At 72.4% G+C, this 19,574-nt stretch carries 18 protein-coding genes; 9 read left to right on the top strand and 9 right to left on the bottom strand.

Annotated elements, in window-relative coordinates; translation table 11 throughout:
* The first annotated feature begins 10 nt into the window (after positions 1 to 10).
* Complete coding sequence (serC, locus tag IF89_RS0119445) at positions 11 to 1,129, top strand: phosphoserine transaminase (RefSeq protein ID WP_030769364.1); 1,119 nt, start codon at positions 11 to 13, stop codon at positions 1,127 to 1,129.
* Positions 1,130 to 1,335: 206 nt separating this feature from the next.
* Positions 1,336 to 4,458 carry a sacsin N-terminal ATP-binding-like domain-containing protein gene (locus IF89_RS0119450; RefSeq protein ID WP_420706944.1) on the top strand — a complete coding sequence of 1,041 codons (3,123 nt, stop codon included), beginning with the start codon at positions 1,336 to 1,338 and terminating at the stop codon, positions 4,456 to 4,458.
* On the opposite strand, the gene IF89_RS0119455 is transcribed toward IF89_RS0119450, so the two are convergent.
* Positions 4,455 to 5,252 (bottom strand): SGNH/GDSL hydrolase family protein, encoded by a 798-nt coding sequence (locus IF89_RS0119455; protein ID WP_030769367.1) that lies wholly within the window; start codon positions 5,250 to 5,252, stop codon positions 4,455 to 4,457. The two genes, IF89_RS0119450 and IF89_RS0119455, sit on opposite strands and share 4 nt — an antisense overlap.
* Positions 5,236 to 5,814, bottom strand: a complete 579-nt coding sequence (locus IF89_RS0119460; protein WP_030769368.1) for a PadR family transcriptional regulator — start codon at positions 5,812 to 5,814, stop codon at positions 5,236 to 5,238. Before IF89_RS0119460 ends, IF89_RS0119455 begins: the two co-directional genes overlap by 17 nt.
* A 99-nt stretch (positions 5,815 to 5,913) precedes the next feature.
* Between IF89_RS0119460 and IF89_RS0119465 the strand changes: the two genes are divergently transcribed.
* Entirely contained in the window at positions 5,914 to 6,327 is a 414-nt protein-coding gene (locus IF89_RS0119465; RefSeq protein ID WP_030769370.1) for a nuclear transport factor 2 family protein, read from the top strand.
* Between the two features lie 4 nt (positions 6,328 to 6,331).
* On the opposite strand, the gene IF89_RS0119470 is transcribed toward IF89_RS0119465, so the two are convergent.
* Together IF89_RS0119470 and IF89_RS0119475 are read right to left on the bottom strand one after the other, a co-directional pair.
* Positions 6,332 to 8,797 carry a cation-translocating P-type ATPase gene (locus IF89_RS0119470; RefSeq protein ID WP_030769373.1) on the bottom strand — a complete coding sequence of 822 codons (2,466 nt, stop codon included), beginning with the start codon at positions 8,795 to 8,797 and terminating at the stop codon, positions 6,332 to 6,334.
* Between the two features lie 121 nt (positions 8,798 to 8,918).
* Positions 8,919 to 9,227, bottom strand: a complete 309-nt coding sequence (locus tag IF89_RS0119475; RefSeq protein ID WP_030769376.1) for a DUF2530 domain-containing protein — start codon at positions 9,225 to 9,227, stop codon at positions 8,919 to 8,921.
* Positions 9,228 to 9,409: 182 nt separating this feature from the next.
* Between IF89_RS0119475 and IF89_RS0119480 the strand changes: the two genes are divergently transcribed.
* Positions 9,410 to 10,864, top strand: a complete 1,455-nt coding sequence (locus IF89_RS0119480; RefSeq protein ID WP_030769379.1) for an NCS2 family permease — start codon at positions 9,410 to 9,412, stop codon at positions 10,862 to 10,864.
* 26 nt (positions 10,865 to 10,890) lie between these two features.
* On the opposite strand, the gene IF89_RS0119485 is transcribed toward IF89_RS0119480, so the two are convergent.
* Entirely contained in the window at positions 10,891 to 11,073 is a 183-nt protein-coding gene (locus IF89_RS0119485; protein ID WP_030010567.1) for a hypothetical protein, read from the bottom strand.
* Positions 11,074 to 11,203: 130 nt separating this feature from the next.
* Between IF89_RS0119485 and IF89_RS0119490 the strand changes: the two genes are divergently transcribed.
* The 3 genes from IF89_RS0119490 to thpR all read left to right on the top strand — a co-directional run bounded on the left by IF89_RS0119490 (position 11,204) and on the right by thpR (position 13,704).
* Positions 11,204 to 11,641, top strand: a complete 438-nt coding sequence (locus IF89_RS0119490) for a MarR family winged helix-turn-helix transcriptional regulator (protein ID WP_030662370.1) — start codon at positions 11,204 to 11,206, stop codon at positions 11,639 to 11,641.
* Positions 11,642 to 11,666: 25 nt separating this feature from the next.
* On the top strand, positions 11,667 to 13,052 hold the full coding sequence (locus IF89_RS0119495) for an MFS transporter (protein ID WP_078628403.1): 1,386 nt from the start codon (positions 11,667 to 11,669) through the stop codon (positions 13,050 to 13,052).
* Positions 13,053 to 13,143: 91 nt separating this feature from the next.
* Positions 13,144 to 13,704, top strand: a complete 561-nt coding sequence (thpR, locus tag IF89_RS0119500) for an RNA 2',3'-cyclic phosphodiesterase (RefSeq protein ID WP_030769385.1) — start codon at positions 13,144 to 13,146, stop codon at positions 13,702 to 13,704.
* A gap of 86 nt (positions 13,705 to 13,790) precedes the next feature.
* Here thpR and IF89_RS40855 read toward each other — a convergent pair whose 3' ends face one another.
* From IF89_RS40855 to IF89_RS0119520, 4 genes are all read right to left on the bottom strand, one after another.
* Positions 13,791 to 15,299, bottom strand: a complete 1,509-nt coding sequence (locus tag IF89_RS40855) for a peptidoglycan DD-metalloendopeptidase family protein (protein ID WP_051807284.1) — start codon at positions 15,297 to 15,299, stop codon at positions 13,791 to 13,793.
* An 86-nt stretch (positions 15,300 to 15,385) separates the two neighbouring features.
* Positions 15,386 to 16,819, bottom strand: coding sequence for an FG-GAP repeat domain-containing protein (locus IF89_RS40860; RefSeq protein WP_051807285.1), 1,434 nt, complete (start codon positions 16,817 to 16,819; stop codon positions 15,386 to 15,388).
* Between the two features lie 251 nt (positions 16,820 to 17,070).
* Entirely contained in the window at positions 17,071 to 17,235 is a 165-nt protein-coding gene (locus tag IF89_RS46035; protein WP_158717891.1) for a hypothetical protein, read from the bottom strand.
* Positions 17,236 to 17,598: 363 nt separating this feature from the next.
* Positions 17,599 to 18,591: a helix-turn-helix transcriptional regulator gene (locus IF89_RS0119520; protein WP_030769392.1), complete on the bottom strand. Its 993-nt coding sequence runs from the start codon at positions 18,589 to 18,591 to the stop codon at positions 17,599 to 17,601.
* Between the two features lie 138 nt (positions 18,592 to 18,729).
* Here IF89_RS0119520 and IF89_RS0119525 point away from each other — a divergent pair, with 138 nt between their 5' ends.
* On the top strand, positions 18,730 to 19,035 hold the full coding sequence (locus tag IF89_RS0119525) for a hypothetical protein (protein ID WP_030769395.1): 306 nt from the start codon (positions 18,730 to 18,732) through the stop codon (positions 19,033 to 19,035).
* 281 nt (positions 19,036 to 19,316) lie between these two features.
* A complete protein-coding gene (locus IF89_RS46040) occupies positions 19,317 to 19,460 on the top strand; it encodes a hypothetical protein (protein WP_158717892.1) in 144 nt (47 codons plus the stop codon).
* The last annotated feature ends 114 nt before the right edge of the window (positions 19,461 to 19,574 follow it).

A 19,574-nucleotide genomic window follows, 5' to 3' on the forward strand; every position in this document is an offset into this window, starting at 1 on the left:
CGCTCCGCTCGTGGCTGAGATCCAGATTCCCGCTGACATCAAGCCCGCCGACGGACGCTTCGGCGCGGGCCCCTCCAAGGTGCGGACCGAGGCGCTGGACGCCCTCGCCGCCACCGGTACCTCCCTGCTCGGAACCTCCCACCGCCAGGCCCCGGTCAAGAACCTGGTCGGATCGGTGCGCCAGGGCCTCCGGGACCTCTTCTCCCTGCCCGAGGGCTACGAGGTGATCCTGGGCAACGGCGGCTCCACCGCCTTCTGGGACATCGCGACCGCAGGTCTGATCGAGCGGAAGTCCCAGCACCTGACCTTCGGCGAGTTCTCGTCGAAGTTCGCCAAGGCCGCGAAGCTCGCGCCGTGGCTGGACGAGCCGTCCGTGATCTCCTCCGAGCCGGGTACGCACCCGGAGCCGGTGGCCGAGGCGGGCGTGGACGTGTACGCCTACACCCACAACGAGACCTCGACGGGTGTCGCGGCGCCGATCAAGCGCGTCGCCGGTGCGGACGCCGGGTCCCTCGTTCTGGTGGACGCGACGTCGGGCGCCGGCGGTCTGCCGGTGGACATCACCGAGACGGACGTCTACTACTTCGCCCCGCAGAAGTCCTTCGCCTCGGACGGCGGTCTGTGGCTGGCGGCGTTCTCCCCGGCGGCCCTGGAGCGCGCGGCGCGCGTGCACGCGTCGGGCCGGCACATCCCGGAGTTCTTCTCGCTGCCGACGGCGATCGACAACTCGCTGAAGAACCAGACGTACAACACCCCGGCGCTGGCCACCCTGTTCCTGCTCGACCAGCAGCTGGAGTGGATGAACGGCCAGGGCGGTCTGGAGTTCACCACGGCCCGTACGGCGGCCAGTGCGCGCACCCTGTACGGCTGGGCGGAGGCGTCGAAGTACGCGACGCCGTTCGTCGTGGACGCCGACAAGCGCTCCGCGGTCATCGGCACGATCGACTTCTCGGACGACATCGACGCGGCGGCCGTGGCGAAGGTGCTGCGTGCCAACGGAATCGTGGACACGGAGCCGTACCGCAAGCTCGGCCGCAACCAGCTGCGCATCGCCATGTTCCCGGCGATCGACCCGGCGGACGTGCAGGCGCTGACGGCCTGCATCGACTACGTGATCGAGAAGCTCTGACGTCAACCGCCCGTAACGGCCGAAGCCCCCGGTGACGCGTCGTCGCCGGGGGCTTTCCCGATCACCTGCGGCGGCGCCGCCGCAGGTGATCGGAGGACCGGCACGGGGGCGCCGTCGTGTTCGCCCACCTCACGGGCAGGGCGCGGGGCGGCACGCGATACCTTCAGGAGTTCCGTGGGGCGATTCTTGGAGGCAGCGGCGTGAGCGTGCGAGTGACGGCGGCCCAGAGCGGCGTGGACCCCTTCGGCACGGCCCGGCTGCGGCGCGCCGTGCTGGACGCCTGGGGTGCCGGCCCGGCCCGGTTCCGCGAGGACGCCAATGCCGAGGAGGACCTCGCCCTCGGCGGCTACCGGGACCGTCTCGTCGTCGAGCTGGCCCAGAACGCCGCCGACGCCGCGGCCCGCGCCGAGGTGCCCGGCCGGCTGCGGCTCACCCTCCACGAGGGCGAGGGCGGCCGCGCGCTGCTGGCCGTCGCCAACACCGGCGCCCCGCTGGACGCGACGGGCGTGGAGTCCCTGAGCACCCTGCGGGCCTCCGCCAAGCGGGAGCCCGCCGCGCAGAGCGTGGGCCGGTTCGGCGTCGGCTTCGCCGCCGTCCTCGCGGTCTGCGACGAGCCGGCGGTCCTCGGCCGCCACGGCGGCGTGCGCTGGTCTCTCGCCGAGGCCCGCGAACTGGCCCGCGACGCAGCCGTCGGCAGCCCCGGCCTCGGCGACGAACTGCGCCGCCGCGACGGCCACGTCCCGCTGCTGCGGCTGCCGCTGCCCGCCGAGGGCACCGCCCCCGAGGGCTACGACACCGTCGTGGTCCTGCCGCTGCGCGACGCCGCCGCCGAGGACCTGGTGGAGCGGCTGCTCGCCGGCATCGACGACGCCCTGCTGCTGACCCTGCCCGGGCTGTGCGAGGTCGTCGTGGAGACCCGCGCCGGCATGCGCACGCTCCACCGGCGCGACGAGGGCCCGTACACCGTGGTCGAGGACACCACCGGCTCCGGTACGCACACCACCCGCTGGCGCACCGTCCGCCACGGCGGTGCCATCGAGCGCGCGCTGCTCGCCGACCGGCCCGTCGAGGAACGGCTGCGCCCCTCCTGGGCGGTGTCGTGGGCGGTGCCCGTCGACCCCGACGGTGCCCCGCTGCACCCGACCACCGCGCCCGTGGTGCACGCCCCCACCCCCACCGACGAGCCGCTGGGCATCCCGGCGCTGCTCATCGCGACCCTGCCGCTGGACACCAGCCGCCGCCATCCCGCGCCGGGACCGCTGACCGACTTCCTCGTGGAGCGCGCGGCGGACGCGTACGCCGAACTCCTCGGCTCCTGGGACCCGGTGTGCAGCGGCCTCGTGGACCTGGTGCCCGGCCCGCTCGGCAAGGGCGAGCTGGACGGTGCCCTGCGCGCCGCCGTGCTCCAGCGGCTCCCCCGTACCGCCTTCCTCGCGCCGGCCGCGCCGCCCGAGCACGCGGAGGAGCGCAACGCCCTGCGTCCCTTCGAGGCCGAGGTGGTGGAGGGCGCGGGTGCCGAGACCGTGCGCGTCCTGGCGGAGGTCCTGCCGACCCTGCTGCCGGCGGGCCTGGAGCGCCGGCCGGAGCTGCGCACCCTGGGGGTGGGCCGGCTCCCGCTGGGCGACGCCATCGAGCGGATCGCGGGCATCGAGCGGACCCCGGAGTGGTGGTACCGGCTCTACGACAGCCTCGCCGGGGTGGACCCCGACCGGCTGTCCGGGCTGCCCGTGCCGCTCGCCGACGGCCGTACGACGATCGGGCCGCGCCACGTCCTGCTCCCGTATGCGGACACCCCGTCGGACCTGGCCCGCCTGGGGCTGAAGGTGGCCCACCCGGACGCGGCGCACCCGCTGCTGGAGAAGCTCGGGTCCCTGCCGGCGACGCCGCGCGCCGTGCTGACGACCCCGCAGGTGCGGGCCGCGGTGGCCGCCTCCCTGGACGCCGGGGAGATCTGGGACGAGGACGCCGACACCCTGGACGCCGACGAGCTGGCCGAGGTGGTCCTCGGGCTGGTCCGCGACGCGGACCTGGCGCCGGGGGACGAGCCGTGGCTCGGGGCGCTGGCCCTGCCCGACGAGGACGGCGAGCCGACCCCGGCGGGCGAACTGCTGCTGCCGGGCTCGCCGCTGGCCTCCGTCATCCGGGAGGACGAGGTCCCGTACGTGGACGCCGAACTGGCCGAGCGGTGGGGCGCGGGCCCGCTGACGGCGTGCGGGGTGCTGGCGACGTTCCAGCTGGTGCGGGCCACCGACGTGGTCCTGGATCCGGACGAACTGGAGCCGCGGGAGGGCGACTTCGCCGAGCCGGACGACGCGGGTCTGCTGGACGCGGTGGACGTGTGGTGCGAGGACGTACTGGACCAGCTGCCGGACCTGCCCGTGCCGCCGGTGGCGACCGAGCTGGTCGCGGTGCGCGACCTGGACCTCGTCGACGACGACTGCTGGCCGCAGGCCCTGGCGATGCTGGCGCAGCCGCCGCTGCGGGACGCGCTGACGCAGCCGGTGCGGATCCTGCTGCCGGACGGCACGACGCAGTCGGTACGCCCGTACACGGCGTGGTGGCTGCGCGACCACCCGGTGCTGGACGGCCGCCGGCCGGCGGGTCTGCGGGCGGCGGGCGGCGACCCGCTGCTGGAGGGCCTCTACACGTCGGCGGACGCCACCGGTTTCGAGGACGAGCAGGTGCTGCGGGCGCTGGGCGTACGGACCACCACGGCGGCCCTGCTGGACGAGCCGGGCGGCGCGGCCGAGCTGCTGGGCCGGCTCGCCGACCCGGAACGCGAGGTGACGGATCGCCAGTTGCACGGCTTGTACGGGGTGTTGGCGGATCTCGACCCCGAGCAGGTGACGCTGCCGGACGAGTTGCGGGCTGTGGTGGACGGCGAGGTGCTCGTGGTGGACGCGGCGGACGCGGTGATCGCGGACGCCCCGGACCTGCTGCCGCTGGCGGCGGGCCTGCCGCTGCTGCCGGTGTCGCCGGTGCGTGCGGCGGACCTGGCGGAGCTGCTGCAGGTGCGCCGGCTGTCGGAGACAGTGCCGGCGGAGGTGACGACGCCGGGCGAGGAGCACGAGGTGCCGGAGTCGGTGCGGGTGCTGCTGGGTCCGGCGACGCCGCGGACGTACGTCGAGCACGAGGAACTGGTCGCGGGCGGCACGGAGCTGGACTGGCGGCGTACGCCCGACGGAACCCTGCACGCGTCCACGCTGGAGGGCGTGGCGGCGGGCCTGGCCTGGTCGGCGGGCCAGTGGCCGCGCCGCTTCGAGGTGGCGGCCCTCCTGGAGGACCCGTCCCGCACGGCGGAACTGGCCCGCGACCGCTGGTTCGACTAGGACGCCGTACCGGACGGGCCGGCAGTGAGCGGGAGCAGGTCGGGTCGTTTGGCGGTGCGGCCGTCGCCGGAGGAGCGGCCGCGCAGGCGGCGGCCGAGCCACGGGCCGAGGAACGCGGCCGCCCAGCGCAGTTCGGCGGCGACGGCCGAGCGGCGGGCCGCGCCCTGCGGGGGCAGCGGCCGGGTCCAGGTGTCGTCGCTGCCGGGCAGGCCGACGGCGTGGGCGAGGGCGGCGGCGATCCGTTCGTGGCCGGTGGAGCTGGCGTGGAGGCGGTCCTCGGTCCACATCCGCGGGTCCGCGACGGCCTCCGGCAGGGCGGTCTCGGCGACGAAGACCCCGTGCCGGGCGGCCGCGGCGCGCACGAGCGCGTTCAGTTCGAGCAGGCGCGGGGCGAGGGGGCGGGCCAGGGGGGCGATCCGGCCGATGTCGGGGAAGGTCACGGTCGCCACGTGCGCCCCGGCGGCGGTGAGCGCGGCGAACATCTCCTCCAGGTGCCGGGCGACCTCGGCCGCGTCGAAGCGGGGCCGCAACACGTCGTTGACGCCCGCGACGACGGTGGCGATGTCGGGGCGCAGGGCCAGGGCGGGGCCGAGCTGTTCGGCGCGGACCTGGGAGGCGAGGCGCCCGCGTACGGCGAGGTTGGCGTAGAGCAGGCCGGGCCGGGCGGCCTCCAGGTGTCCGGCGAAGCGGTCGGCGAAGCCGCGCAGGCCGGCGGTGTCGTCGCCGTCGCCGAGGCCTTCGGTCTGGCTGTCGCCGAGGGCGACGTAGCGTCGGTAGTCAGTGCTCGTCGGCACGGGCGGTCAGCCCCTCTCGTTCTCGCAGGACCGCCGCGCTGCGGCGGCACCAGTCGCGGTGGCCCTGCTCGAAGGCGATGCCGCGCAGGCAGGTCAGGTACCCCCCGATCGCCTCGCCGCGGAGCAGGAACTCCTCCTCGTCGAGGCCGTCGCGCATCTTGCGCAGCACCCGGCCGAGGAGGTCGATCTTGGCGTCGGCGGCGGCCGCCCGTTCTTCGAGCTGTGCGATCACGGGGGCGGTGCCGATGCGGTCGGCGGTCTGCACCTTGACGAGGAGGTCGTCGCGGATGACCGAGGGTTTCACGGCCGCCGCGGCGAACGCCTCCAGCTCGGCCCGGCCGGCGTCGGTGACGCGGAAGAGGCGCTTGTTGGGACGGGCTTCCTGGACCACCTGCCGGCCATCGACGAGGCCTGCCTTCTCCAGTTTGGCCAGCTCGGTGTAGAGCTGCTGGGGTGAGGCGTACCAGAAGTTCGCGACGCCGATGTCGAACGACTTCGCCAGCTCGTAGCCGCTGAACTCGCCGTCGAGCAGCGCCGCCAGTACGGCATGTCGCAGGGCCATCGCGGCCGCCCCCTTCCCTTGTCCTCGTACGACCCGCATGATACTCACAAAACTGATTAGTCAATTCCTTGAGTATCAGGAGGGGCCGTGGAGTCCGTCGTGGAGACCGCCGAACGCTTCCGTGCCGCCGTGGAGGAACGGGACCTCGCCGCGCTGGAGGACCTGTTCACCGAGGACATCCGGCTGTACAGCCCGGTGAAGTTCCGCCCCTTCGAGGGCAGGCCGATGGTGCTGGGCCTCTTCGGGGTCCTGCTGCGCGTCTTCGAGGACCTGCGCTACGTCGGTCACTTCGACGGTGCGACCGAGACCGGCCGGGACGGCACCGCGGGCCCGGCCTCGGTCCTGCCGTTCCGGGCCACCGTGGACGGCAAGGAGGTCCACGGCATCGACATGCTGCACTTCGACGGGGCGGGCCGGATCAAGGAGTTCACGGTGATGGTCCGCCCCCTGTCCGCGGTCCAGACCCTGGGCCGGGCCGTCCTGACCGGCTTGCAGGAGGACGGTCTGGCCTAGGCCGTCAGGCCGGGATGGTGCGGTCGACCCGGCGGAAGACGAACTCGATGAGGGTCGCGGCGACCGCCGCGATCGCCACCGCGGTCCACGGCATCGTGGTTCCCACCAGCTTGAGCTGGAAGAAGTCCTGGAGCCACGGCACGATCAGGACGACCAGGAAGCCGCCGCCCATCGCGCCCACCAGGGCGACCCGCCACCAGGTGTACGGGCGGGCGATGATCGCCAGGACCCACATCGAGGTGAGGAACAGCGTCAGCGTCGCCGCGCTGGTCTCCGCGGGTAGGGCTTCGGGGCCCGTGTAGTGGTGGCGGGCGATCAGGTACGTGGCGAAGGTGGCCGTCGCCGCGATGACGCCGCCGGGGATCGCGTAGCGCATCACCCGCCGCACGAAGTGCGGTTGCGCGCGCTCCTTGTTCGGGGCCAGCGCCAGGAAGAAGGCCGGGATGCCGATGGTGAGGGTGGACAGCAGTGTCAGGTGGCGCGGCAGGAACGGGTACTCGACCTGCGAGCAGACCACCAGGATGGCCAGCAGCACCGAGTAGACGGTCTTGGTGAGGAAGAGGGTCGCCACGCGTGTGATGTTGCCGATGACCCGGCGGCCTTCGGCGACCACCGACGGGAGGGTGGAGAAGCTGTTGTTGAGCAGGACGATCTGCGCGACGGCGCGGGTGGCTTCGGAGCCGGAGCCCATGGAGACGCCGATGTCGGCGTCCTTGAGGGCGAGCACGTCGTTGACGCCGTCGCCGGTCATGGCGACCGTGTGGCCCCTGGACTGGAGGGCGCCGACCATGTCCCGCTTCTGCTGCGGGGTCACGCGCCCGAAGACGGAGTTGCCGTCGAGGACCTCGGCCATCGCCGACCGTTCGGCGGGCAGCTTGCGGGCGTCGACGGTGTTCTGCGCACCGGGCAGGCCCAGTTTGCCGGCGACCGCGCCGACGGAGACCGCGTTGTCGCCGGAGATGACCTTGGCCCTGACGTCCTGGTCCTCGAAGTAGCGCAGCGTGTCGGCGGCGTCGGGCCGAAGCCGCTGTTCGAGTACGACGAGGGCGGTCGGCCGGACGCCGGTGGCGACGGCCTCGTCGTCCAGTTCGCGGGCGGAGCGCGCCAGCAGCAGGACCCGCAGGCCCTGTTCGTTGAGCTCGTTGATCTCGTCGAGGGCGGGGTCCCCGGCGGGCAGGAGGACGTCGGGGGCACCGAGCAGCCAGGTGGTGTTCTCGCCGTCGCCCTCGCTGAAGCTGGCGCCGCTGTACTTGCGGGCCGAGGAGAACGGCAGGGACTCGGTGCACCGCCAGTCGGCGCTGTCGGGGTAGGCGTCGACGATCGCCTGGAGGCTGGCGTTGGGGCGCGGGTCCGACTCGCCGAGGGCGCCGAGCACCTTCTGGACGTACGCGGGGTCCGCGCCGCCGAGCGGCCGGAGCTCGGTGACGTCCATTCCGCCCTCGGTGAGGGTGCCGGTCTTGTCCAGGCAGACGACGTCGACGCGGGCGAGGCCCTCGATGGCGGGCAGCTCCTGCACGAGGCACTGCTTGCGGCCCAGGCGGATGACGCCGATGGCGAAGGCGACGGAGGTGAGCAGGACGAGCCCCTCGGGGATCATCGGGACGATCCCGCCGACGGTCCGGGCGATGGCGTCGTCGAGGTCGTCCTCCTTGACGACCAGCTGGCTGATGATCAGGCCGATGGAGGTCGGGATCATCATCCACGTGACGTACTTGAGGATGGTGGAGATCCCGGACCGCAGCTCGGAGTGGACGAGGGTGAACCGGGAGGCCTCCTCGGCCAACTGGGCGGCGTAGGCCTCGCGGCCGACCTTGGTGGCGGTGAACGCGCCGCCGCCCGCGCACACGAAGGAGCCGGACATGACCTGGTCGCCGGGCTTCTTCAGGACCGGGTCGGCCTCGCCGGTGAGCAGGGACTCGTCGACCTCCAGGCCGTCGACCTCGCCCACGCACCCGTCCACGACGACCTTGTCGCCGGGGCCGAGTTCGACGACGTCCCCCAGGACGATCTCGGAGGTGGAGATCTCCGCGGTACGGCCGTCGCGGCGCACGCTGGGTCTGGCCTCGCCGATGAGGGCGAGGCTGTCGAGGGTCTTCTTGGCGCGCAGTTCCTGGATGATGCCGATACCGGTGTTGGCGATGATCACGAAGCCGAAGAGGCTGTCCTGGATCGGCGCGACGCAGAGCATGATCACCCACAGGACGCCGATGATCGCGTTGAACCGGGTGAAGACGTTGCCGCGGACGATGTCGACGGTGGAGCGGGAGGAGCGCACGGGGACGTCGTTGACGTCTCCGCGGGCCACGCGTTCGGCGACCTCCGCGGTGGTCAGCCCGCCCGGCTTGAACCGGGGCGCCGGCGGCCGCACGGGGTGCACCGGGTCCAGCTCGGCCCCGGCGTCGATGGCCGTACCGGGCCCGCCGCCGCCCGGCTCCCGCCCGTCCTGCTCTGCCCTCGCCCGCTCCGTCATGGTTTCGACGGTAAGCGGGGTCGTGGGGCTTCACCCGCCGAGAAGCCCGAAGAACCGACTTCGGGATGACCCGGATCGTCCCCGAGGAGGACCCGTCGCCCCGCCGCCCCCCGACCCGCGGTTACGACGGCCCGGCCCCGCCCGGCTCCGGCCGCCCCTGGGCGGCAGCGGCGGCGGCTGCGGCCGCCGCGGCGTGCCGCTTGAGCGCCGCGTCGCGGCCGCGGACGTACCAGATGCCGATCAGGCCGAGGAAGCCGCCGGCCGCACAGGTCCAGACCCACCACAGCTGGCCGCGGTCCGCGAACCATCCGTAGAACGGCAGCTGGACCACGAAGAGGGCGAACCACAGGATCGTGCCGCCCGTGACCGTCGCGACGACGGGACCCTCCAGAGGTTCGGGCGCCTCGTACTTCGCAATCCATTTCGCCATGTCGCAAGTTTAAGCGGGCGCCGGAACGCCCCTCCGGGGCGGCCGCCCGCGGCCGCGGCCATGCGGTCTGCACGGCCCACGCGGTCTACGCGCGGAGATGGACGGCCCTTCTCTGATCTGTTCATACTGAAACGGTTTGGGCGCGGCCCATTTTCTTCGTATGAACCACCAATGAGGACCGTATGAGCACCCCGGCCCCCGCCCCCGCCTCCTCGGAGCCTTCCCCCCGGGAGCCCTCCGGCGGGCTGGACCGCCACTTCAAGATCTCCGAGCGCGGTTCCACCGTGGCCCGCGAGGTCCGCGGCGGTTTCGCGACCTTCTTCGCCATGGCGTACATCATCGTGCTGAACCCGATCATCCTGGGCAGCGCGAAGGACATGTACGGCCACCAGCTCGACAGCGGCCAGCTCGTGACGGCCACCGTCCTGACGGCCGCCTTCACCACCCTCCTCATGGGCGTCATCGGCAACGTCCCGATCGCGCTGGCCGCCGGCCTCGGCGTGAACACCGTCGTGGCCCTCCAGCTCGCCCCGCGCATGAGCTGGCCCGACGCGATGGGCATGGTGGTCCTGGCCGGCTTCGTCGTGATGCTGCTGGTCGCCACCGGCCTGCGCGAGCGCGTCATGACCGCCGTCCCGCAGGGCCTGCGCAAGGGCATCGCGATCGGCATCGGCCTGTTCATCATGCTGATCGGCCTCGTCGACTCCGGCTTCGTCTCCCGCATCCCGGACGCCGCGCACACCACGGTCCCGCTGCAGCTCGGCGGCAACGGTCACCTCGACGGCTGGCCGGTGCTGATCTTCGCCATCGGCACCCTGCTCACCCTCGCGCTGCTGATCCGCAAGGTCCCCGGCGCGATCCTGATCTCGATCGTCGCCATGACGCTCGTCGCGGTCGTCGTCCAGCTCGTCGCCGACCTGCCCGACTCCCGCTGGGGCCTGACCGTCCCGGCCTGGCCCGGCAACCCGGTGGCCGCACCCGACTTCGGGCTCGTCGGCCAGGTCAGCCTGTTCGGCGGCTTCGCGAAGGTCGGCGTGCTCACCGGCATCCTCTTCGTCTTCACCGTGCTGCTGTCCTGCTTCTTCGACGCGATGGGCACGATCCTGGGCGTCGGCGACGAGGCCAAGCTGATCGACAGGACCTCGGGCGAGTTCCCCGGCATCAACCGGGTCCTCTTCGTCGACGGGCTCGCCGTCGCCTCGGGCGGCGCGACCTCGTCCTCGGCCACCACCTGCTTCGTGGAGTCGACCGCCGGCGTCGGCGAGGGTGCCCGTACGGGCCTGGCGAACATCGTCACCGGCGCGCTCTTCGGCGTGGCGCTGTTCCTCACCCCGCTGGCGACCATGGTGCCGTCGCAGGCGGCCACGCCCGCGCTGGTCGCGGTCGGCTTCCTGATCCTGGCGGGCTCGGTCAAGGACATCGACTGGAGCGACTTCACCATCGCCGTCCCGGCCTTCCTGGCCATGGTGATGATGCCCTTCACGTACTCGATCACCAACGGCATCGGCATCGGCTTCATCGCCTTCAGCGTGCTGCGCCTGGCGACCGGCCGGGGCCGCGAGGTCCCGACCGCCATGTACGTCGTCTCGGCGGTCTTCGTCTTCTACTACGCGATGCCCGCGCTCGGTCTCGGCTGAAGGGTGCTGCAGAAGGCCGGGCGGGCTCACGTCAGCCCGTAGAACTTCTCCGTCTCGTCGACGGCCGCCTTGAAGCGCTCGTCGAAGTCGTCGCGAATGAGCGTCCGGACCACATAGTCCTGGACGCTCATTCCGCGTTTGGCGGCATGGATCCGGAGCCTGTCGAGGAGCTCCCCGTCTATGCGCATGCTCAGCACATGTGTCCCCATGGCGAAAGAGTCGGGGCACAGGGGGCGCACGCGGGTCGCTTTCGGCCGCCGACTCACCCGTTTGAGTGACCCCGCGCATGGCCGGGAAACCCGGTGTTCCTTAGCGAGAGTAATGAGTTATTCTAAGTACATGCCCGACCTCTCCCATGGCGACGATGCTGCCGCCGTGAACGACCTCCGCTCCGCCGTCATGCGGCTGGGGCGGCGCCTGAAGCACCAGCGCGTCGACGAGTCGCTGAGCCCGACCGAGATGTCGGTCCTCGGCACCCTCGCCCGCTGCGGCCAGGCCACACCCGGCGAGCTGGCGCGGCGGGAGCACGTCCAGCCGCCCTCCATGACGCGCATCGTCGCGTTGCTGGAAGCCAAGGGACTGGTCACGCTGGAACCGCACCCCGACGACCGCCGCCAGAAGGTGGTCCGCCAGACGGAGGAGGCCGAAGCGATGCTCGAAGAGAGCCGCCGCAAGCGCAACGCCTTCCTGGCCGGGCTCGCGGCAGAGCTGACCGAGGACGAATGGGCCAAGCTGCGCGCGGCCGCACCCGTCCTGGAGAAGCTCGCGCACCTGTAGGAACGACGCCAGGAGGCGAACGCTTTTGAGTACGGGAAACGGAGCAGACTCCGCACCCGGCCACATATCCACCCCTACTACCGCCGCACCACCGGCCGCATCCGCGGCCCCCGGCGCGACCGTGGCGACCGCGAGCAGGAACTCCATGTTCGGCTCGCTGAGGATCCGGAACTACCGGCTCTTCGCGACCGGCCAGGTCGTCTCGAACACCGGCACCTGGATGCAGCGCATCGCCCAGGACTGGCTGGTCCTCTCCCTGACCGGCTCCGCCTCCGCCGTCGGCATCACCATCGCCCTGCAGTTCCTTCCGATGCTGGTGTTCGGCCTCTACGGGGGCGTACTCGCCGACCGGCTGCCCAAGCGGCCCCTGCTCCTCGCCACCCAGAGCGCGATGGGCCTGACCGGCATCGCCCTCGCCGCGCTCACCCTGGCGGGCCACGTCCAGGTCTGGCACGTCTACCTCGCCGCCCTCCTGCTCGGCCTGATCACCGTCGTGGACAACCCGGCCCGCCAGACCTTCGTCCCCGAAATGGTCGGCAAGGACCAGGTCGCCAACGCCGTCAGCCTCAACTCGGCCAACTTCCAGTCCGCGCGGCTGGTCGGCCCGGCCATCGCCGGCGTACTGATCACCGCCGTCGGCTCCGGCTGGGCGTTCCTGCTCAACGGCCTGTCCTTCGCCGCGCCCGTCGCCGGCCTGCTGATGATGCGGACGAAGGAACTGCACCCGGTCGAGCCCCGACCCCGCGCCAAGGGCCAGCTGCGCGAAGGCCTGCGCTACGTCGCCGGCCGGCCCGAGCTGGTCTGGCCGATCGTGCTCGTCGGCTTCATCGGCACCTTCGGGTTCAACTTCCCGATCTGGCTGTCGGCGTTCGTCAGCGACGTCTTCCACGGCGACGCGGGCACCTACGGACTCTTCAACACCCTGATCGCGGCCGGCTCCCTCGCGGGCGCCCTGCTGGCGGCCCGGCGCGGACACTCCCGCCTGCGGCTGCTGGTGGCCGCGGCCGCACTGTTCTCCGTACTGCTGCTCGTGACGGCCTTCGCGCCCGGCTTCTGGCTGTTCGCCGCGCTCCTCGTGCCCATCGGCGTCTTCGGCCTGACGGTCAACGTCACCGCCAACTCCAGCGTGCAGATGGCCACCGACCCCGAGATGCGGGGCCGGGTCATGGCCCTCTACATGATGGTCTTCACCGGCGGCACGCCGCTGGGCGCCCCGCTGCTCGGCTGGATCACGGACACCTACGGCGCACGCATCGGCATGGCCTCCGGTGCGCTGATCTCCCTGGCCGCGTCCGTCGCGATCGCCGTGGTCCTGGCCCGGGTCGGCAACCTCCGGTTGCGGGTCGGCCGGCACGGGGTGGCCTTCGTCCCGGCCGTCTCGCGCCCCCGCGAACTGGTGACGGTGGCTTAGGGCGGGGGGTGTGCCCCGGGAAGCCGCCGGCGCTGCCGGTGCCGGGGCGGAGCCCCCCGCACCGGCGGCCCGCACGGCATACCCTCACCGCATGAGACTGTTCGCCGCCGTCCTCCCGCCCGAGGCTGCCGTCGCCGAGCTGCGGGAGGCGCTACAGCCGCTCCGTGACGACCGGTTGACCTGGACCGCGCAAGCCGGATGGCACTTCACGCTCGCCTTCATGGGCGAGGTGCGCGACGACGTGCTCCCCGAGCTGTACGCGCGCCTGGAACGGGCCGCCCATCGCACGGCGCCCTTCGCGCTGCGCCTGCACTGTTGCGGGCACTTCGGCGACCGCGCCCTGTGGGCCGGGGCCGCCGGGGACCTCCCCGCCCTGCGCCTGCTCGCCGAGCGGGCCGACGCCGCCGCACGGCGGGCCGGGGTCCCCATGGAGCAGCACCGCCGCTACACCCCGCACCTCACGCTGGCGCGCAGCCACGGCCGGGGCACCGCCGCGCCCCTGCGCCCGTACCTGGACGCCCTCGCGGACTTCGAGGGCACCGCCTGGCAGGTGGACACGCTCTGCCTGGTCCGCAGCAACCTGCCCGTCGGTGGGGTGCCGGGCGAGCAGCCCCGCTACGAGACCGTGCGCGCCTGGCCGCTGGCCGGCTGACCCTGCGCAGAACGCCGTGAGGCGGCCCGTCCTGCAGGGACGGGCCGCCTCACATGTCTGCACTTCAGTGGGTCGTCTCCGGGGATTTACCAGCCGCCGGTGCCGATCTCCTTGCGGGCGCCGAGACCGCCGGCTCCGGTGCCGGGGTAGAGGAAGAGCTTGCCGGTGGAGTTCTGCACGGCGATCAGGTCGTCCGAGAGCTGCGAGTTCAGCAGGTCGCCGCCGACCAGGTCGGACATGCCGTTCCAGCCGCCCGAGCCGATCAGGATGCGCGGGCTGAGGTAGCCCCTGTCACCCGGGTACATGAAGAGCTTGCCCGTGGACTTCTCCACCGCGACGAGGTCCTGACGGCCGCTGTTGTTGAGGTCCATGCCGGTGAGGTTCGACATGCCGTTCCAGCCGCCGGAGCCGATCTCCTTGCGGGCGTTCAGGCCGGTGCCGTTGCCCGGGTAGAGGTACAGCTTGCCGGTGGACTTCTCGACGGCCGCCAGGTCGGCGATCTTGTCGCCGTTGAGGTTCAGGGCGGTCAGGTTCGACATGCCGTTCCAGCCGCCCGAACCGATCAGGACGCGGGCGCCGCCGGAGGAGATCGTGGAGTTGTCGGCGCCCTTGTAGAGCCACAGCTTGCCGGTGGACTCCTCGACCGCGGCGATGTCGTCCTTGCCGTCGCCGGTGAAGTCGCCGCCGGTCAGGTTGGTCATGCCGTTCCAGCCGCCCGAGCCGATCAGGACGCGGTTGCTGCCGGAGGCGATGGTGCCGTTGGAGGCGCCCTTGTAGAGCCACAGCTTGCCGGTGGACGCTTCCACGGCCGCGATGTCGACCACGTTGTCGCCGTTGAGGTCGGCCGAGGCCAGGTCGACCATGCCGGTGGAGCCGGCACCCCCGTCACCGGGGCCTTCGGGCTTCGGCTCGGGAGCCTTGGTCTCACAGTTCTTGCTGGTCAGCGACTTGGACCAGGATCCGGTGCCGCTGAAGGCGGTGCCGTTGAAGACGGTGGTCCGGTCGACCAGGTCGTGGCGCTGCTCGTAGTGGAGGTGGGCGCCGGAGGAGTTGCCGGTGCTGCCGACGATGCCGATCTGCTGTCCGGCCTTGACCGTGGCACCGGTGGAGGTGTTGAAGCCGTTGAGGTGGGCGTAGACGGTGGACCAGCCGCCGCCGTGGTTGATGACCACGTACTTGCCGTAGCTGGAGCCGCCCAGGTCCCTCACCTTGGACACGACGCCGTCGGCGCTCGCCACGACCGGGGAGTTGACGGTCGAGCCGCCCTGCGTCCAGTCGATCGCGTTGGCGGTGGGGCTGTGGTGGGGGCGGGAGGCGCCCTGCCAGGTCTCGCCGCACTTGAACGGCATCTGGAAGTCCGGGCGGTCATCGCCGGCGGTGGCCGCCATGGCGGTCATCTGCGTGCTCTCGGGCAGGCCGAGGTCGGCCGCAGTCAGCTCGGTCATGTCGCCGTGCGGGTCCTCCGGGCCGCCGTCGGCGTTCGCCCCGCCGGCGGAGAGGGCCACGGCGGCGACGGTGGCGCAGACCAGACCGGTCGCGATGCGGACCCGGCGGGACATGAAGCGGGAGAGGGTGGAGGTGGTCTCGACAGACATGGGAGTGCTTCCAAACCGGCACAGGCGTGCCAAAGAAGGTGTCGGGGGAGGGGGGTTGCGCAGGAGAGCGGGGAGATGTCCGGGGGCTACCAGCCGCCGGAGCCGATCTCCTTGCGCGCCCCCAGACCCGTGCCGGTGCCCGGGTAGAGGTAGAGCTTTCCGGTGGCCTTCTCGACGCCGACGAGGTCGTCGTTCGCGTTCGAGGTGAAATCGCCGCCGATGAGGTCGTTCATGCCGTTCCAGCCGCCGGAGCCGATCTCCGTACGGGAGTTCAGGCCGGTGCCGTTGCTGGTGTAGAGGTAGAGCCTGCCGCTGGCCTGTTCGGCGCCGACGACGTCGGTCCTGCCGTCGTTGTCGATGTCCATGCCGACGAGGTCGTGCAGGCTGTTCCAGCCGCCGCTGCCGATCATGACGCGGCTGCTGCCGCCGCCCACGGATCCCGCGCCGTTGCCCTTGTAGAGCCACAGCTTGCCCGTGGACTTCTCGACGGCTGCGATGTCCGCCTTGCCGTCGCCGTTGAAGTCGCCGCCCATCAGCTCGGCCATGCCGTTCCAGCCGCCCGAGCCGATCTCCTTGCGGGGGGCGAGGCCGCTGCCGGTGCCCGGGTAGAGGTACAGCTTCCCGCTGGCCTCCTCGACCGCGACGATGTCGTCCTTGCGGTCGCCGGTGAAGTCGCCGCCGGCGAGGTCGGCCATGCCGTTCCAGCCGCCGCTGCCTATCTCCGCGCGGCTGCTGCCCGAGGAGATCGTGCCGTTGGAGGCCCCCTTGTAGAGCCACAGCTTGCCGGTGGAGGCCTCGACGCCGACCACGTCGTCCACGGCGTCGCCGTTGATGTTGGCCGCGACGAGATCGGTCATGCCGGGCTTGGGCGCCGGCGGGGTGGTGACGTCGTCGGCGATGTTCTTGTAGCGGACGGGCTCGTAGGGGCCGTAGCCCGAGTAGTACGGGTAGTCGTAGATGCGGTGGTGGACGCCGCTGGGGGTGAAGTCGAAGCCCCAGTACTGCGTGCGGTCGGAGTTGGCCCACTTCTCGAATAGGACGACGTGCCCGGAGGCGTTGGCGTCGTCGTCCAGGAGGGCGTCGCCCGCCTTCAGTTCGGACTTGGTGATCGACTCGGTCACGCCGCGCGAGGCGAAGGTGTTGGTGGCCGGCTGGAAGTCCAGGTCCCAGGCCATCGAGACGAAGCCGGAGCAGTCCGTGCGGTATCCGCCGTGGCGGCCGCCGCTGTTGTAGTCCAGGCCGATGCCGACCCAGCTCTTGGCCCGGGCGATGACCGCGCTGCGGGTGATCTTCGTGGTGGTGGCTGCGGCGAAGGACGTCGCCCGGGTCTCCCCGTCGACCGCTTCCTCGGCGCCCTGGCCGGGGCTGCCGTAGTCCGGGTTGGCGGGTGCTTCGGCGGTGACGGCCGCCGGGGCGGCGACCGCCGCGGAGTCCACGGCGACCACGGTGCCGGCGGCGACGGCGCCGGCGATCAGGGCGGCTACGGCCGCGTGGCGGGTTCTGGGCAGGTGTCGGGACATGGCTGTGCTCCGGTTCTGGCGGGTCAGGAGGTCGGGGGCCGGGAGCGCGGGCTCGACCGGCGGTACTGCGGCGCACGGCGTGCGCGGTGTGGCGGGGGGACAGCTGTCCTGCAGGTACAGCGGTCCTGGGACGGTGCGGTGGTACGGAGGTGCGGGGTGCGGCACGGCGCGGAGCGGCGGGCGTGCGGGGCCCTGTGTGCGGGTCCTGCTTACGGGTCGTTCGTACGGGTCCCGCGGCGAGGCCGGTCCGGCTAGCGGGGGCCGGTCACCGGGACGAGCGGGGCGCCCGGCGGGCCGGCCGTCCCGGTCGCCGGGGCCGGGTGGGCCGGGGCGTGGGCGGAGGCCATCGGAGCGACCGAGGTGATGCCGAGGGTGAGGGCGACGACCGCGGTGGCCCTGAGGATTCCCGTACGCATGGGGTGTTCGTCCTTCCTGAGACGAAGAGGGTCGGTTGGCTTGATCCCGTCGCCCTCGGACGTCCCGCGGTGGCGTCCGTTGAGGGGGCTTCAGGGCCTTCGGTGCGTGTCTGCGGGGGCTGCCCCGCTGACAAGCAAAAGATTCGCCGCTGCCCGGGCCGAGCGGAAGAGAGATCGACTGGCCCGAACGGGCCATGGCCGGACCAGTCCACAGTGGCCGGATCCGGCCCTTCTGCGCCGTCCGGCCCCGGACACACGAAAGCCGCCCGACGAGACCACTCCCGTGGTCCCGCCGAGCGGCTCACAGCGTGCGGCCCAGGGCGTGTCCCTCGGATCAGCCCGGCACGATCCGAAGGACACGCCTCAGGCGCGGGTGGGCAACCACCCCTGCTGGACGGCGCGGACGCCGGCCTCGAAGCGGCTGCGGGCCCCGAGGCGTTCCATCAGCTCGTTGGCGATGCGCCGGGCCGTGCGCGAGGAGACCCCCAGCCGCTTGGCGATCGCGTCGTCCGTGTGCCCGTCCGCCAACAGCCGTACCGCGGCCGACTGCTGTGCGGTGAGGCCGTCCGGCCCCAGGACCGCGACCTCCGCCAGCGGCTGCCCCGTCGCCCACGTGGACTCGAAGAGCGCGCAGAGGGCGACCAGCATCCCGTGCCCGGTCAGCACGACCGCGCCCGCCGAGGAGTCGTCGCTCACCGGGATCAGGGCCGTCGTACGGTCCACGATGAGCATCCGCGTCGGCAGCGACGCCACCGTACGGACCTGGCCGCCCAACTCCGTGAGCCAGTTCGCGTGCTCGACGGAGGGCCGGCTGTTGCGCACGCTGTCCAGGTAGAGGGTGCGCATGCGGACGCCCCGTTCGAGCAGCGTCCTGTTCAGGGGGCGGGAGGCGGCCAGCGCCGACTCGCTGAGCGTGGCGTCCGGCGAGAAGGCCAGCAGCTCCTCCTTCGTCTCCCGGGTCAGCGCGACGAGCCGGTCGCGCACCGCGTCCAGGCCGATCAGCTGCTCCACGCCGGGGTGCCTGGCGGCCGGCCGCAGCTCCGAGTACTCCGAGATCAGCCGGGCAGCGGCCGCCCGGGACGCCTCCAACCGCTGCTGCTGCGCCGCGAGTTCCGCCTGCCCCCGGGCCATCAGGATCTCCATCCCGATGTCCGGGGAGACGGCGCGCAGCCGCCCGCTGTCGTCCGCCGACGGCTGGACCAGCGCCAGCTCGCTCAGCAGGTCCAGGGCATCCCGTACGTCGCGCTCGCCGATCCCCACGGCGTCGGCGAGCGCGGTGACGCCCGATCCGGGTTCCATGAGCATGGCCCGGTAGACGGCCTCGGCTCTCGCGTCGAGGCCCAGTTCGGTCAACATGTGTATCCCCCCACCCCGTTGGTACTTCGATGGGAAAGATCATCTCAAAGAAGCGTCGTCTGGCCAGATGTGTCCACGGCCACAAGCGGCCAGCCGGATCGGTGTCCGGCAGGGGTCCGGCGGGGCCACGGTGGTGACATGTACCTCGTCCATGCCCGTCTGCGGACGGTGCCTCCGGTGCAAGTGCCCGACGATCTGCGCGAGGCGGCCCGAGCCGGGCTGCGCCCGAGGGACCGGGTGGAGCACCTGGCCGTGCACCCCCAGTCCGCGGAGCACTTCACGCTCGGCTTCTACCTGCTCTCGGACTCCCTGGAGGAGGCCGAGCGGCACGCCGAGTCCGTCTGCCGCCGCCTGCTCGGCAGCCGGGCACTGCCCGCGGCGCGCCTGCTGGACGTCGGCGTCCCGCTGATGCCGCTGTCGGTGCTGGAGCTCCGCGGCGGCTGACCACCCGCGGACCGCAGCACCCGGCGGAGCGCCGCAGCACCGGACGGCGGGCGCGTACCGCGTCGGGCGTGTGCGGCCGGCAGGGCCGCCGACCCGTCCTCCGGCGCCTGTCCTCATCCGTCCACGGACGGTTTGGGCCAGCCGATACCCCTTCACCCCCCGTTGAGCTGCGGCTTAGCTAGGTCTCACCGGAAAGGGACGGCGCCACCGCGGGGTGCGGGACCGACCGGGAAGCCACCGTCACAGCGCCTCACGGCACCTCCGAAGGGACACCGGACACCATGAACACCACCCGCATCGCCAAGGCCGCCGCGGTCGTCGCCCTCGCCCTCGTCCTCGGCGCGCCGGCCGTCGCCTCCGCCGCCCCGCTCACCGCCGCCAAGCCCCCGGTCGCCGCCCAGAACGGTGACATGAGCTGGCAGTGACCGTCCGGCCACGGCCGACAGCGCATGACCCACGGCACAGCCCCTGCGTCCACGATGCAGGGGCTGCCGCGTTAGGCTCGACGGGTGGATCCCAAGACCAGAAACCGTGTGATG

The organism is Streptomyces sp. NRRL F-2664 (assembly GCF_000719345.1).
Taxonomy (GTDB): domain Bacteria; phylum Actinomycetota; class Actinomycetes; order Streptomycetales; family Streptomycetaceae; genus Streptomyces.

What these genes read in the sequence shown, in the direction of transcription:
- IF89_RS0119460 (WP_030769368.1), bottom strand. Translation starts at nt 5,814, where the DNA reads ATGGCCCTGCGACATGCCGTACTGGCGGCGCTGCTCGACGGCGAGTTC.
- IF89_RS0119470 (WP_030769373.1), bottom strand. Translation starts at nt 8,797, where the DNA reads ATGACGGAGCGGGCGAGGGCAGAGCAGGACGGGCGGGAGCCGGGCGGC.
- IF89_RS0119475 (WP_030769376.1), bottom strand. Translation starts at nt 9,227, where the DNA reads ATGGCGAAATGGATTGCGAAGTACGAGGCGCCCGAACCTCTGGAGGGT.
- IF89_RS0119480 (WP_030769379.1), top strand. Translation starts at nt 9,410, where the DNA reads ATGAGCACCCCGGCCCCCGCCCCCGCCTCCTCGGAGCCTTCCCCCCGG.
- IF89_RS0119485 (WP_030010567.1), bottom strand. Translation starts at nt 11,073, where the DNA reads ATGGGGACACATGTGCTGAGCATGCGCATAGACGGGGAGCTCCTCGAC.
- IF89_RS0119490 (WP_030662370.1), top strand. Translation starts at nt 11,204, where the DNA reads ATGCCCGACCTCTCCCATGGCGACGATGCTGCCGCCGTGAACGACCTC.
- thpR (WP_030769385.1), top strand. Translation starts at nt 13,144, where the DNA reads ATGAGACTGTTCGCCGCCGTCCTCCCGCCCGAGGCTGCCGTCGCCGAG.
- IF89_RS40855 (WP_051807284.1), bottom strand. Translation starts at nt 15,299, where the DNA reads ATGTCTGTCGAGACCACCTCCACCCTCTCCCGCTTCATGTCCCGCCGG.
- IF89_RS40860 (WP_051807285.1), bottom strand. Translation starts at nt 16,819, where the DNA reads ATGTCCCGACACCTGCCCAGAACCCGCCACGCGGCCGTAGCCGCCCTG.
- IF89_RS46035 (WP_158717891.1), bottom strand. Translation starts at nt 17,235, where the DNA reads ATGCGTACGGGAATCCTCAGGGCCACCGCGGTCGTCGCCCTCACCCTC.
- IF89_RS0119520 (WP_030769392.1), bottom strand. Translation starts at nt 18,591, where the DNA reads ATGTTGACCGAACTGGGCCTCGACGCGAGAGCCGAGGCCGTCTACCGG.
- IF89_RS0119525 (WP_030769395.1), top strand. Translation starts at nt 18,730, where the DNA reads ATGTACCTCGTCCATGCCCGTCTGCGGACGGTGCCTCCGGTGCAAGTG.
- IF89_RS46040 (WP_158717892.1), top strand. Translation starts at nt 19,317, where the DNA reads ATGAACACCACCCGCATCGCCAAGGCCGCCGCGGTCGTCGCCCTCGCC.